The following is a 14,806-nucleotide window of genomic DNA, read 5'->3' as shown; positions in this document are numbered from 1 at the left end:
AGAGTTATTTTCACTAATTTATTTATATATAATAAAATTTAAGTCTAATAATTTTTAATAATATGGTATAATTAAAAATTATTAGACTTAATAAGGAGATCTTAAATTATGAAACAAATATCAACAAATAAATTAAAAGCATTATTATCAAATGACCCTTCTACATTATTAATTGATGTAAGAGAAAAAGAGGAGTTTGAGCTAGGACATATACCATCTGCAAAAAATATACCATTATCTGATATAGAAGATTATAGTGATAATTTACCAACTGATAAACCAATTTATTTTATCTGTAAAAGTGGAAATAGAAGTGCTCATGCAGTATCTTTATTAGATGATTTAGATATAAAAAGCGGTGTTAATATTCGTGGAGGAATGTTATCATGGGATGGAAATATAGAAAAAAACTGTGTTTAATACACAGTTTTTTATTTTATATAAATTTCAATCTGATAAATTACTGCTACTGCAAATAGGACAATAGTGCTCGCCCTCTCCATTACAAACTGGGCAATTGTCTAGCTTATTGAAGAATTCTATACATTCACATTCAATAACACCTTTTCCTTTACACAAAATACAATTATTAATTTTCATATAATTCTCCTTTCAAACTTATTATTAATTATTACCTTTATCTCCTATGGTATTCACTATAAAGATGATTTTTTAAAAACTAAAATAAATTAATAAATAAATAAAAGAACTGAAGTATGCATACTTCAGTTCTTTTATTTATTAATTTCTATGCATTTTGTATTATCTCACAAATAGATTTACTTACCTTTACTAAATCATCTATATGATAATGCTCATCTAATGTATGAGGACTTCTTTCACCTATAGCAAGATTAACTGCTTTAATTCCATTACAGTTTAATATATTCGTATCACTTCCACCACCTGAAGATTTAATTTCAACATTATATCCTAAGTTCTCAAATGATTTTGAAGCTAATTTTATTATATCATCAGTTTCATCTACAACAAATTGGCCATATACTCTAGTTACTTTTATTTGGCATTCCGCATTCTCTTCATCACAAATTTTATTAAATGTATCTACCATATGTTTTGTTTGCTTATCTAATTTATCTATCTTTGTACTTCTAGCTTCAGCTTCTATAACTACTTCTGGACAAACTATATTAGTAGCTGTCCCTCCTTTAATTGTTCCTATGTTAGCTGTTGTATCTTCATCTATTCTTAAAAGATTCATCGCTACAATAGCTTTACTTGCTACATTAATAGCGCTGATTCCATTTTCAGGTGCAACCCCTGCATGTGCCGGCTTTCCTTTTATTATAATATCAATCTTGTCTTGAGCAGGTCCTTTATTTACAATTGTTCCAACCTCGCCGCTAGTATCTAAAACGAATCCTCTTTTTGATTCTATTTTTGAATAATCAAGATTCTTAGAACCACATAATCCGATTTCTTCTGCTATTGTAAATATAACTTCTATAGTAGGATGATTAACTTGCTCTTCTTTAACATTAATTAAAGCTTCTATTAAAGCTGCAATTCCAGCCTTATCATCTCCACCTAAAATTGTTGTTCCATCTGAATATATAATATTATCTTTTATTATAGGTTTTATATTAATACCAGGTGTAACTGTATCCATATGACAACTAAATAATAAAGGCTCTCTTGATTCATCTCCTTTTAATTTAGCTATTATATTACCAGTTGTTCCTCCAATAATATCTCCTGCATTATCTCTAGAAACTTCTAGTCCAATTTTTTCTAAATCTTCTGTAAGTTTTTCACTAAAAACTTTTTCATTCTTACTTTCGCTTGAAATTTGAATATATTCAATAAATCTATCCAAAACTCTCTCTCTATTTATCATACTTATTACTCCTTTGTACATTTATAAAATACATATGTTTATCTTACCAAGAAATAATATAAATTTAAAGATTAACATGATAAATTTTCCTATAAAGTTTTTAAACTTATTTCTTTTGTAGTATTATTCGTAGAGATAATGCTATTATTTAGAATGGTATTTATTGTTTCATCTTTAATAAACGCTAATTTAAAATCTTCTAAATTCATATATTTTGATCTATTAATAGTTGAATATATATATTTCCCTGATTTTACATATTTATTATCAAACTTCTCACTTTCAAATTTTCCTATGCTGTCAATTTTATTATTTACAACATTATAAACATCATAAATTTCTTCAGACTGATTACTCTTACAAAGAAGTATATTATCTTTATATAAAAATAAATCATCATATCCAGTAGCTATTATTTTTTCTTCATCTTTATCTATATCATAATAAACATTTAATATTTCTTTATCTTTAACTACATTGTAAACTACTTTATTTTCATAGAAATCTAAATTACTAATTATTCTATTATCTAGATTTTTGCTCTTAATTAAAGTTCCATTATTTAAATCATATACCTTTAGAAATTTTTTTATTCCATCAGATTCTATTAATGCAACATTATCTTGATAAATCTGTATTAGGCTATCATCAACAAACTTTGAGTAGTTACATGGAATTGTAATTTCCTTCTTAGTTAAAAGGTTTATACACTTTAAATAATTTTCTTTTGTATTATTGCTAATAATCCATCCATTCTCATCAAATTCATTTAATAATGGAGTTACATTATCATACAATTTATTTGGTTTACTACCTTCTTTATCTACACTATATATATTATTATCTTCATTATTATACATATAAGTACTTCTATCATTATCTACAAATAAGACAGTATAATTATTTCTCTCATTTTTTACAATAGAATATTGCTGCTTATTTAATAATTCTTTATTACTTTGCTGATTTTTATATAAAATTATAACTATTAATAAGCCTATGATAATACTAAAAACTACTATAATCTTTTTTTTATTTTTCACTTAGTATTCGCCTCCAAAATTAACATATATATGCTAATTCTGTTCATCTTCTGTAAATATATACAATAAAAATTTAAGTTTAATAAATAAGACACTTTTTAATATTAAAAAGTGTCTTATTATAATTTCTATTTTTAATCTTGAAATAAATTTCCTAGCCCACCTAATACGCTTCCTTGTCCGACATCTTTACCACCAAGCTCTGGTGCTGCTGCAAAAACTTTAGAGGCTAATCTACTAAATGGTAAGCTTTGTATCCATACTTCTCCAGGACCAGTTAACGTAGCAAAAAATAATCCTTCTCCACCAAATAAACTGCTTTTTATTCCACCAACAAATTCTATATCATAATCTATAGTTTGAGTTAAAGCCACCAAACATCCTGTATCAACTTTTAACCTTTGACCTTGTAATAATCTTTTTCTAATTATAGTTCCGCCTGCATGTATAAAAGCTAATCCATCGCCTTCTAATTTTTGCATTATAAATCCTTCTCCACCGAAGAATCCAGCTCCAAGTTTTTTTCTAAAGTCTATACCAATTGAAACTCCTTTTGCAGCACATAAAAATGCATCCTTTTGACAAATTATTTTGCCATCATAATCTGATAAGTTAATTGGTATAATTTTACCTGGATAAGGTGATGCAAAGGATACTTTTTCCTTCATTACTCCTCTATTTGTGAATAAAGTCATAAATAGACTTTCTCCTGTTACAACTCTCTTTGCAGCACCACCTAATTTACCAAATAACCCATTATTTTGTTGTTTACTTCCATCTCCAAAAATAGTATCCATAGATATAGAGTTATCCATCATCATCATAGCACCAGCTTCCGCAACTACTGACTCTTGTGGATCCAATTCTATTTCTACAAATTGCATATCATCTCCATAAATATTAAAATCAATTTCATGAGAAATCATAAATACACCTCTTTTCCTTTTAATATAATATTATATTAGTTACATATAAATTTCTATATAAAAGCTTTAAGAAAATATTTTAATATATATTACTATGATATTAGTCAGTTAAAGTCAGACTAATGCATGGTAAGACTAAGTTAATTGTATAATACTAATTAATTTAGAATTCTTACTAATAAAGTTTACTATCGGATATCCAACAATAGTCACCGAAATGAATTCTCCAATCATAAATCCAAATAAATATATCCAAAATGGTAATCCAATTAGTAAATGTAGCGTACCTACTACTGGAATACAAAAAATCGTTGGCCAAAGAGTTGCAATAAATAAGTTCTTAGTTTTACTAATGGCATATACAGAAAAAAATGTTCCAAGGGTACCTACTATTATATCTGCCATTCCTAATGGACTTAATATATTAGAAAATAAACATCCTATTGTTAAACTTACTATATATCTCTTATCATAAAAAGCTAGAAGTACTAATATCTCAGATATTCTAACTTGTATTGGTCCATAACTTATTGGAGCTATTGCAACAGTTAAAACTACATAAATTGCAGCAACTACTGCTATTTTAACGAAAATATCTAGTGAACTATTTTTAATCATCTATTTCACTCCCAACTCCAAGATCTATATTATTTATAAGAACTTCTATATTTTTATTTTTTTCTAAATAACTATACTCTTTAATAAACCATTCAACTAATTCATCATCTCTTTTTATTTGAGTTGTATTCTCTATATAAACATTCACACATCCATATTTAAAATGGTTTTCTAATATACTTATATCATTTTTTATCATTTCCTTAGTTTGTCCTTTTATTCCAACAAGTAAGCATATTGAATCAAAATACTTATTTACTTCCTCATATGATTTAAATCCAGCACCTTTATTTAACACTTTCATTCTAAAATTGTTATCAAAGGATTCTATACCACATCTAAATATTATTGGAATATTAAAATAATTTCTAATTTCATCTAATCTATCTTTATATAACCAATGACATTCTACAAATAGTTTTTTTATATTTTTTTTAATTACAATATTTTTTATATCTTTTAATGTCTCTTCTGGTAGCTCGAAAATACTTCCTGAATTTATTACATCTAATACCTCTAATTCACCAGTTACATTGCTTAATACAACTTTATTAAATTTAATAATATCATCTTCAAAAGTAGAGTTATCTTCAATGTAATCGCAGAAACTACATCTTCCCCATTTACAAGGAAACCCCTTAAGCATTACCATTTCTCTTGGATTTTTTCCTAATATTTTGCTATATCTTTGCATTTCCATTTATATTTCTCCTTTTTCAGGGCATAGAAACTAATAAAAATAAAAAAGGACGACATAAAGCCATCCTCTAAATACTTATTTATTAGAAAATGCCTTAGTTTTGTTTAATGACAGGCGGCTTACGAACTGTCAATTAAATTTTACAATTAGATATTATATACTTCATTAATAAATTAATCAAGTTTAAAAACATAGAAGAGATACCTATTAATAATTAGAATTATAGAGTATATAATTTTTTATAACTTATATCATATTTGCTATAAACAAATATAAAATACTATATATTATATGAGATATATTTACTATTAAAAATAGAAATATGGCTACTATTATAATAATATTACTTATTTTTAATTGTTTATATGTAGCTTTCATCATTCTCTTAATTAAATAATAAATTAATACTCCCACTAAGCAGATCTTAACTAATATACTTAAAGTTAGACTGTCAACTATAAAAAACATAATACCATTTACTTCTTTAAATAGCCCAGTTTTTAGTAGTATGATAGTAAATATTATATCTGTTATATTCAACATATATAGAGTTTTCAACTTTGATTTCACACTTGAGTATGAATTATTTATTATATATTTAATAATATCTATCATCTCCATTAAAGATTATTTATATTGTTTAAATACAGTACCTTTTCTCATTAAAACCAGTACTTAGTACTTAGTATTTCACTTTATAATTAACAATACTTGAAAGTAATTCTATATTTATAGATTTGATATTAATTTTACCAATTGATGAATTAAAACTAATCTGTTGCTTTTGATTTTTATAAAAGTTATAATTAAATAATATTTTTCGCGAAAGGGGGTGTATTTTTGGATATAACAGTTATCTTTGATAATATACTTCATTGGATATCTACAAGTGGAGTAAAACTTGTCTTTGGTTTAATTGGACTTTGGATAGGTTGGAAAGCTGTGAATAAAGGGCTTAAAACTTTAAATACATTACTAAAGAAACAAAATATCGATTTAACTTTAGTTTCTTTTTTCCATGCTTTTGCTGATATTGCACTTAAAGTTTTATTAGTAATTGTATTTATGGGATTTGTAGGAATACCAACTGCTGGATTTGCAGCATTATTAGCTTCTGCTGGTTTAGCAGTGGGACTAGCTCTTCAAGGAAGTCTTTCAAATTTTGCTGGAGGTGTAATAATACTATTATTAAGACCTGTACAAGTTGGAAATTATATAGAAACTTCATCATATCAAGGAACAGTAGAAAAAATCGGTATATTCTATTCCCACTTAGTTACTGCAGATAATAGGGAAATACTAATACCAAATGGTGCTCTTGCAAATGGGAGCTTAATAAATTATTCTTCTAAACCATTACGAAGGGTAGATTTAACTTTTAGTGTTGGATATAATGATGACATATTAAAAGTAAAGACTATTTTAAATAAAATAATCGACAACAATCCATTAATTCTAAAAGATCCAGAACCATTTGTAGCAGTTAGTGAACATGCCGCTAGTTCAATTAATTTTATTGTACGAGCTTGGTGTGATACTGAGAATTATTGGATAATTTACTTTGATCTGTTAGAAACAGTAAAAATAGAATTTGATAATAATAACATATCAATTCCTTATCCTCAAATGGACTTACATATGCAAAAATCAGAATAAAAAAGACACATCAATATTGATGTGTCTTTTTTATTCAATTGTTAATTTTGTTATTATAGATTCATAGTTTGGATATTTTGATATTAATTCTTCTCTTTTAAATAATTCAAAGTCTTTAAACTCAAAACCTGGCGATACCATACATCCAACTAAAGAAAATCCATCATTATTCATTGCTGATCCGAATATATATCCTTTTGGTACTAATACTTGTGGTGTTTCACCTTCTGATATATTTAATCCTAGTTGCTTTTCAATAAATTCACCTTCTGGTGATATCATATATATTGTAAGTGCCTCTCCAGCATGAAAATACCACATTTCATCTGATTTTAATCTATGGAAATTAGATACTTCTCCTGTATGCAACAGGAAATATATACTAGTCCATAGCTTTCTTTCACCATCTCCGTTATCTAAAATATCTTTTGATATAAAAGATTCCTTATAATATCCTCCTTCAGGATGCTTTTCCATATGTAATTTTTCTATAAAATAATTTGAATTCATTTGTATACTCCTTTTCATTTGTATTTATTATATATTTTTTTATTTTTTAGATATATATTTATTTCCATCTATATAAAATCTCCATAGAAAATCTTTTGCTTCTTCAGCATAATCTATTCCTATACGTTTAGTAGAAACTATATTAAACTCCTCATCATTTCCTTCGCTCAAATATAATGCACCTCTTTTATAAAGCTCGCATCCATTTAAGTCCCTATCAATCTCCAAAGCCTTACACAATTTTCCTGGCCCATTAGTAAGTGAAATCTTTTTTAAATTACTTAGATCACCATAACTTTGATTAAATCTTTTATTTGAAATATACTCAAATTCATTAAGTGGTTCTACAGCTCTTATTAATACAGCTTCCGCCTCTTCTTCCATTCCTGTAACTACATTGAGACAATTATACATTCCATATATAAGATATACATATGCTACTCCGCCTTCTCTATAAAGAATTTCTGTTCTATTAGTTCTCTTTCCATTGTATGCATGACATGCTTTATCGCAATTTCCTATATATGCTTCTGTCTCTACAATTTTGCTTTTTATTACTTTACCATCAATTTCTCTAATTAATATCTTACCTAATAGACTTTTAGCTAATGTTATAGCATCAGATTTAAAATATGATTTATCTAAAGTCATTATATCATCTCCTTTCTTTATAGTATTATTATATAAACAATACTTTATTTTATAATTTATTTCAATGTATATAAAAATTTCTAATATACAGTGTTTCATGAAAAAAGACTTATAGTTAAGTATCTAACTATAAGTCTTTTTTATTATTTACTTAAATATTCTTTCATACACTTAATTATATTAAGTTGTATTTCTAAACTTCTTATTGCATTACCTTCAATATTTAAAGCATGATTTGCACCATCAATACTTATTAATTTTGTGCCATTAACCTCTTCAAGAATTTCTAAATTTTCTTTTGATAACAGTGGATCACTACTGCCTGTAATTACTAATGAATTTTCTTCTATTTCCATTTGTACTGTTTTATTTATAGGGCTTAAATAAATATTCGTTACATTATATCCCTTAACATTTTTATTTAAAACATTCTGTACGCAAGTTCCAATACTCTTTCCAATAAAAACAATGTTTTTGTATTTATTAGCTAAAGTACTCTTAAGTAATTTAAAGGATTCTTCTGCAATAATATTAAATTCTTCATCTGGATGAAACTCCCTTCTACCTATTTGGAATCCATATTCTATTTTTAATACATCGAATCCTAATTCTAATGATAATTGTGATGAATATTCTAAAGTAACTCTATCTAAAGTATAGCCTATACCTGGTAATATCACCGCTAAAGTATCGCTTCCTTTTCCTATAACTAAAGGTTTTAAATTCATTCCCCAATATGATTTTACTATATCGTTCATATTATCAACCTCTTTCTTTATTATTTATAACCTGACTAAAGTATATCACAAATAAATTTATATATTTAAAATAGCAAAATTAGTTAAAACTATCTTTTAAAAATTCATTATTTATTAATTTAAGTTTTATACGCCAAAAGTCAAAGAATGTCAGTCTATTTGTGTGAGATATAAATAATTAATATTTCAATTACAAAATATTATTAAGAAACATAATATAAAAAAATATAGATTAAAATCTATATCTTTTTATATATCATTTTTTAGATTATCTAAATCTTCTTTAACTTCACTTGTTTTTTTTAGACATTTTAATAATAATGTATTTTCATAATTATTTTTATGATTTAAGTTATTTACATTAACGCAAGATATATCTCTTAATATTGTTTTTTTAGGAGAGTTAATTTTCATATTTTCTAATATATGATCAATATTATTTAGACATTCATAAATATACCTTTTATCAAGTTCTGAATTCTTCTCATTACATAATATAATACAACAATGAGTTAATAATGTTGTAAGTTGATTATTTCTAGCTAGTAAATTTTTAAAATTAATATTATCCACCTTTGAATAATGCATTTGTAATTTCCCACTTATTAGATATGAAGAATAAATAATATCTCTGATTTCACACTTATTAAAGCTTGAATCTAATATACTTCTGATTTTATCTACTATTACTTCATCCAATTCTACTAACTTATCAATCATAGTTATAAGTTCAATATGATTTTTAGTAGGCAATATAAAATTATTCGCAAATAAAACACTTAATGCTGATATACAAGTATATATTAATCTTAAAATTATTGCCTCATCATCTCCCATATGTATAGTAGTCATTGCGAGAGCATAACAAGTTATATATATTGTCATAGTTCCATAATCACTAAATGCATACATGAAAAATGTGCATATTATAAGTATTATTACATGTGAAATATTACTCTTAAAAATAGAGAAAAGTATAAATGATATTATTAATCCAATTATAGTTCCTCTAAATCTTAATTTAACCCTTGTTTTACTATCCTCATAAAAAGGTAAAGTTAATAAGAATATTGTCATAGGAATCCAATATCCTTTTGGAATATTGAATAATCTAATACCTGTAAAAGATACGGATAGCAATATTGAAATTCTTATTGCAAATCTAATCTTAAATCCATTTAATGAAAGTGTATACTTACTATATTTCTGAAAATATTCTTTAGAATCTTTAAAGTTTAAATATTTTTTTAGATTAAACTTATTAGGTTTCATAGTTCCTTTTATAGCAGATATAAAGTAATTTAAAACATATACAATATAGAAATTAGTATTCTCATCTTTAAAAGAATTCTTTGAAATAAACTCAGCTATATTATTTATATATTTATTCCTATTAAAAGTATTATAGACTAAAAATAATTCTCTAAGATTTTTCAAATAGTTTTCATTAAAATTTACTGAATTTTTATTTGATTCAATTTCATCAATTATATTATTCATATGCTGAAAAACAATAACAAAGGGATAGTATCTTTTCTTTCCACTTGAATAAACAAATCTATTTAATTCTTTGCATATCTCAAATAAATCAAACCTTTTATTTTCTAATTCTTCTTCATTTCCATCTAATATCGCCTTTAATTGAAAACTAATATTATTAATTCCGTCTTCAATTAAAGTAGATATTTTAGAGCATACCCCTTTAGGTGAAAATATTATTAAAGCTATAAAAACAACTATATATGATATTAATATTGCTACTAATCTCTTTGGTATTTCTTCAATACTTGTTGGGAAAAGTTGTAGAAAAACAAATGCCATTAAATATGGGAAATAGCTACTTGGATTATATTCATCTGTTAAAAAATAAGCCAATATCCCAACACCTAACAAATTGATTATAAATGTGCTATATAAACTTTCACTTGCTATTGATGATAGAATTCCAATAATTAAATGAATAAATAATGGTTTTATAATATTCTTTTCAATAGTTAAGTAATTTCTCATCCTTATAAAGGTTAATGTCATATAAGGTGCAATTATTATATTGTTTGTTCCAAAAAACAATATATTTATAAATAATATAATAGTAGATACCAATGCAGGAGGTACGGCTACTTTTAGTGTATTTTTAATTTTCTCTATACTTATTTTTTTCTCTGTATTCATTTTTTATGTTCCTCTTTTAATAAAATAATAAATTTATATTTATTGTACTTAAATTTTATATACACCCTATTAATAAATAGTAATCAAATTGTTAGATTAATAATAAATAGCTAATCTAAACTGTATTTTGATACATATAATTGAATTTAGTTCTTTATTTACCATTCCCTTTGTACTATAATAATTATTATACTAATTATCTTTATAAATTTTATAGTATTAGTAAATAATAATAAGCAATAATCGAAGGGAGGAAATTACTTTAAGTCTACTTAAAGTAATGACAATTATGAGTAAAGTACATATCGATTGGGGAAACTTAGGATTTGATTACATGAAAACTGATTTCCGTTATATATCAGTTTGGGAAAATGGAAAATGGGATAATGGTAAATTAGTTGAAGATAATACACTTATTATCGAAGAAGGTGCACCTGCATTACATTATGGACAACAATGCTTTGAAGGCTTAAAAGCATATAGAACAAAATCAGGTGAAATTCAATTATTCAGACCTAATAAAAATGCTAAAAGAATGAATGATAGTTGTGATAGACTTCTTATGCCTGAGATACCAGAAGAGAAATTTATTGATGCATGTATTCAAGTTATTAAAGCTAATGAAGATTATGTTCCACCATATGGAACTGGCGCTACTTTATATTTAAGACCATTTATGATTGGTGTTGGAGATAATATTGGACTTAAACCTGCTAATAAGTTTATCTTCTCTGTATTCTGTATACCAGTAGGCCCATACTTTAAAGGGGGTATGAAACCTGTTAATTTCATGGTATCTGATTATGATAGAGCTGCTCCTAATGGAACTGGTGCTCAAAAAGTCGGTGGTAATTATGCAGGAAGTCTTTTAGCTCAAAAGAAAGCTAAGAAGTTAGGATTTGCTGATGCAATATTCTTAGATCCTGCAACTCATACAAAAATCGAAGAGGTTGGTTCTGCAAACTTCTTTGGTATTACTAAAGATAATAAATTTATAACACCTCTTTCACCATCAATATTACCAAGCGTAACAAAATACTCACTTCTTGAAATAGCTAGAGATTATTTTGATATGGATGTTATAGAAGGAGATGTATTTGTAGATAACTTAGATGCGTTTTCAGAGGCAGGTGCATGCGGAACAGCAGCTGTAATAACTCCTATAGGTGGAATATTCTATAACGATAATCTTCATGTATTCTACAGTGAAACTGAAGTAGGACCTGTTACTCAAAAATTATATGATACTCTTGTAGGTATTCAATTTGGTGATATAGAACCAAAACATGATGATTGGATAATTAAAATTAAATAGATAATAAAATTTTATATATTGAATATCAAAAAAGGTAGCTAGATAAATCTGCTACCTTTTTTTACTATACAAAGTTTTCTATGTCTTTAAAATACATACCTTAAGCTCACATTTATAATCACAATATCCTCATTCAAATCCTTTTTTCTTTATCTAACCCAATGAATTTTTCACTTTGTCCTTGTTTTATAATTTCACTAACAGGTTTTTGGCTTAAAAATTTTTATGTTTTAAATATTTTTGTAAGTTTTTATATTATATTATTATCATTTACGAGTATCTTGTTTAAGTGTATATTTATCATAATATTTACTTAAGTACTATTTCCTCTTATATTTATTTAAATAATAACTAGACAATATTTATGTACATTTTTTTAATAATATAGTGATAAATATTTTGTTCATTTTCTATTAAAAAAATTAATTTATAATATTGAAGTATTAATTTTTTGGAGGAAACTTTATGAACAACAAATCAATTAACAAAACTAAATGGCTAGCCCTTGGGGTTCTTGTTACCCAGCCCTTTATGGCTTGTTTAGATAGTAGTATTGTAAATGTAGCACTTCCCACCATAAGCCAAAAACTAAATGTTCAAATGTCTGGCGCTGAATGGATAGTTAGCGCTTATTTAATAGTAATATCTGCTGCTATATTAATATTTGGCCGTCTTGGAGATATAAAAAGTAAAAGTCTTATATTTAATAAAGGAATTTTGGGCTTTGTACTTGGATCTTTGCTATGCGCACTATCTCCTAATATTGTTTTATTAGTTTTAGCAAGAGTAGTTCAAGCAATTGGTGCTGCAATGATTATGTCTACTAATCAAGGAATTATAACAGATATATTCCCACCAAGTGAAAGAGGAAAAGCTCTTGGTATATCAGGATCTTTTGTTGCATTAGGTTCACTTTTAGGACCTGCATTAGGAGGATTTATTGTTACTTATCTAAGCTGGCATTTTATTTTCTTAATTAATATACCAATAGGGTTAGTAGCTTATTTCTTTGCAAGAAAATATCTACCTAAAGAAAATAAATCAAGCGGAGAAGGATTTGATGGTAAAGGAGCTTTATTATTCTCATCATCAACACTGTTTATCTTCACTTGTATTATGCTTGGACAGCATTTAGGTTATACTAGTATATATATATTAGGCGGATTTATTGTTGGAATTATATTATTCATTTTCTTCTTATTAGTTGAAAAAAAGGCAAAATCACCAATGCTATATTTAGCATTATTTAAAAAAAGAACATTTTCTTTAAATCTATTTTGTGCTTTTGTATCATTTGTAGCTATCAATACAATTAATATAATACAACCCTTTTATCTTAATGATGTGTTAGGATATACGGCTGAAGAAATTTCATTTGTAATGTTATTTTATCCATTAATTTTATTTGTAGTTGCACCTTTAAGCGGAAGTCTATCAGATAAAATTGGTAGTAAAAAATTAACACTTGCTGGATTATTTATTACTACTTTAAGTATGTATTTACTTTCAACTGCTGGAGAACATACTTCTAAGCTATCTCTAATATCTATGCTTGTATTATTAGGATTTGGTAATGGTCTATTCCAATCTCCAAATACAAATTTAATTATGTCATCAGTTCCAAAAGAAAAGCTTGGTATAGCTGGTGGTACTAATGCCTTAATTAGAAATTTAGGGTTGGCTTTTGGAGTTTCTGCTTCAACGTCATACTTATATTTTAAAATGAGTGAAGCTGCAGGTTTTAAAGTTCTTGGATCAATACCAGGAAGACCTGAAATTTTTGTTTATGGAATGAAAGAAGTTTATATTATTGTAGCTATAATATGTTTTATATCATTCATTTTATCATTGATCGATTATTTTACATCAAAAGATTATAAGTAAATTAAACCCTAAGCGAAAATTTCTCTTAGGGTTTAATTATGTATATATAGCCTATAATAATTATAAAAAGATGATAGAATTTATTATTATTGCACTACTTTTTAATTATACATATTACTATTTTGCTTTTATAAACTCTATCATCATTTCCCTCTTTTTATTAAAGTTGGCTTTTGTTTTTTGAGGATATATTTTCTTTTGTTTATCACACTCTTAACTGTTATCTGCTTTATAGTACATAATATGTATTTTGTATTGATTAGTTACAAATAATTATATATTTATTAACTTTGATATGTGTTTTTTGTATTTTATTTTTTATCATTTACGAGTATTTTATTTAAGGTATGAATATATAGAACATTCTAATTTTTTGAAACAAAAACAAGCAATACATTATTTTGTATTGCTTGTTTCTATATACTTATCCATAAAGATAAATGATGTTGTAATATATAATATTAATAAACTTATTCCTTTAATTAATATCTTAATATTATCTTCTCCAAATAAATATCCACTAAATATTTTTTCTACAATTATACATACACCTATTAAAAGTATTGAAATTATGGACAATATAATTTTCGTAGATTTATTATTTAAAACTTTATTTAAAGTTAATTTCTTATATAAATTGCTATGTCTCCATAATAAATCAAAGACATAAAAACAAACTGCTATTGCTAGAACATTTAGTATATGATTCATATTA

General features: G+C 25.5%; 16 protein-coding genes. 4 read left to right on the top strand and 12 right to left on the bottom strand.

The window, feature by feature from the left end:
• The first annotated feature begins 108 nt into the window (after positions 1-108).
• On the top strand, positions 109-420 hold the full coding sequence (locus K5V21_RS09150) for a rhodanese-like domain-containing protein (RefSeq protein ID WP_221861001.1): 312 nt from the start codon (positions 109-111) through the stop codon (positions 418-420).
• Between the two features lie 27 nt (positions 421-447).
• Here K5V21_RS09150 and K5V21_RS09145 read toward each other — a convergent pair whose 3' ends face one another.
• The 7 genes from K5V21_RS09145 to K5V21_RS19745 form a co-directional block, all read right to left on the bottom strand.
• The gene (locus K5V21_RS09145; protein ID WP_204596838.1) at positions 448-600 is read right to left on the bottom strand and encodes a hypothetical protein; all 153 of its coding nucleotides are present in this window, start codon (positions 598-600) and stop codon (positions 448-450) included.
• Positions 601-748: 148 nt separating this feature from the next.
• On the bottom strand, positions 749-1,858 hold the full coding sequence (locus K5V21_RS09140; RefSeq protein ID WP_221860999.1) for a M20/M25/M40 family metallo-hydrolase: 1,110 nt from the start codon (positions 1,856-1,858) through the stop codon (positions 749-751).
• Positions 1,859-1,947: 89 nt separating this feature from the next.
• A complete protein-coding gene (locus tag K5V21_RS09135) occupies positions 1,948-2,901 on the bottom strand; it encodes a hypothetical protein (protein WP_221860997.1) in 954 nt (317 codons plus the stop codon).
• Positions 2,902-3,035: 134 nt separating this feature from the next.
• Positions 3,036-3,827, bottom strand: a complete 792-nt coding sequence (locus K5V21_RS09130) for a TIGR00266 family protein (protein WP_221860995.1) — start codon at positions 3,825-3,827, stop codon at positions 3,036-3,038.
• Positions 3,828-3,962: 135 nt separating this feature from the next.
• A complete protein-coding gene (locus K5V21_RS09125; protein ID WP_221860993.1) occupies positions 3,963-4,445 on the bottom strand; it encodes a QueT transporter family protein in 483 nt (160 codons plus the stop codon).
• Positions 4,438-5,139: a radical SAM protein gene (locus K5V21_RS09120; protein ID WP_221861050.1), complete on the bottom strand. Its 702-nt coding sequence runs from the start codon at positions 5,137-5,139 to the stop codon at positions 4,438-4,440. The genes K5V21_RS09125 and K5V21_RS09120 overlap by 8 nt, the downstream gene beginning before the upstream one ends.
• Positions 5,140-5,391: 252 nt before the next feature.
• Positions 5,392-5,688 (bottom strand): DUF5658 family protein, encoded by a 297-nt coding sequence (locus tag K5V21_RS19745; RefSeq protein ID WP_221860991.1) that lies wholly within the window; start codon positions 5,686-5,688, stop codon positions 5,392-5,394.
• A gap of 297 nt (positions 5,689-5,985) precedes the next feature.
• Here K5V21_RS19745 and K5V21_RS09110 point away from each other — a divergent pair, with 297 nt between their 5' ends.
• A complete protein-coding gene (locus K5V21_RS09110) occupies positions 5,986-6,801 on the top strand; it encodes a mechanosensitive ion channel family protein (protein ID WP_245000686.1) in 816 nt (271 codons plus the stop codon).
• 30 nt (positions 6,802-6,831) lie between these two features.
• Here K5V21_RS09110 and K5V21_RS09105 read toward each other — a convergent pair whose 3' ends face one another.
• From K5V21_RS09105 to K5V21_RS09090, 4 genes are all read right to left on the bottom strand, one after another.
• A complete protein-coding gene (locus K5V21_RS09105; RefSeq protein ID WP_245000685.1) occupies positions 6,832-7,311 on the bottom strand; it encodes a cupin domain-containing protein in 480 nt (159 codons plus the stop codon).
• A 39-nt stretch (positions 7,312-7,350) separates the two neighbouring features.
• Positions 7,351-7,962 (bottom strand): DNA-3-methyladenine glycosylase, encoded by a 612-nt coding sequence (locus K5V21_RS09100; protein ID WP_221860989.1) that lies wholly within the window; start codon positions 7,960-7,962, stop codon positions 7,351-7,353.
• Positions 7,963-8,105: 143 nt separating this feature from the next.
• Entirely contained in the window at positions 8,106-8,720 is a 615-nt protein-coding gene (locus K5V21_RS09095) for an alpha/beta hydrolase (RefSeq protein WP_204595321.1), read from the bottom strand.
• Between the two features lie 249 nt (positions 8,721-8,969).
• Positions 8,970-10,892 (bottom strand): FUSC family protein, encoded by a 1,923-nt coding sequence (locus K5V21_RS09090; RefSeq protein ID WP_221860987.1) that lies wholly within the window; start codon positions 10,890-10,892, stop codon positions 8,970-8,972.
• A 289-nt stretch (positions 10,893-11,181) separates the two neighbouring features.
• Here K5V21_RS09090 and K5V21_RS09085 point away from each other — a divergent pair, with 289 nt between their 5' ends.
• Both K5V21_RS09085 and K5V21_RS09080 read left to right on the top strand, forming a co-directional pair.
• Positions 11,182-12,207 carry a branched-chain amino acid aminotransferase gene (locus K5V21_RS09085; protein ID WP_221860985.1) on the top strand — a complete coding sequence of 342 codons (1,026 nt, stop codon included), beginning with the start codon at positions 11,182-11,184 and terminating at the stop codon, positions 12,205-12,207.
• 465 nt (positions 12,208-12,672) lie between these two features.
• Positions 12,673-14,091, top strand: coding sequence for an MFS transporter (locus tag K5V21_RS09080; RefSeq protein ID WP_221860983.1), 1,419 nt, complete (start codon positions 12,673-12,675; stop codon positions 14,089-14,091).
• A 396-nt stretch (positions 14,092-14,487) separates the two neighbouring features.
• Here the strand turns inward: K5V21_RS09080 and K5V21_RS09075 are convergent, their stop codons facing one another.
• Complete coding sequence (locus K5V21_RS09075; protein WP_204595317.1) at positions 14,488-14,802, bottom strand: hypothetical protein; 315 nt, start codon at positions 14,800-14,802, stop codon at positions 14,488-14,490.
• Between the last annotated feature and the right edge of the window lie 4 nt (positions 14,803-14,806).

Source organism: Clostridium sardiniense (assembly GCF_019753795.1).
GTDB lineage: Bacteria > Bacillota > Clostridia > Clostridiales > Clostridiaceae > Clostridium > Clostridium sardiniense.
Note: the sequence above shows the minus strand (reverse complement) of the source record. Positions and strands in the feature narration are given on the sequence as shown.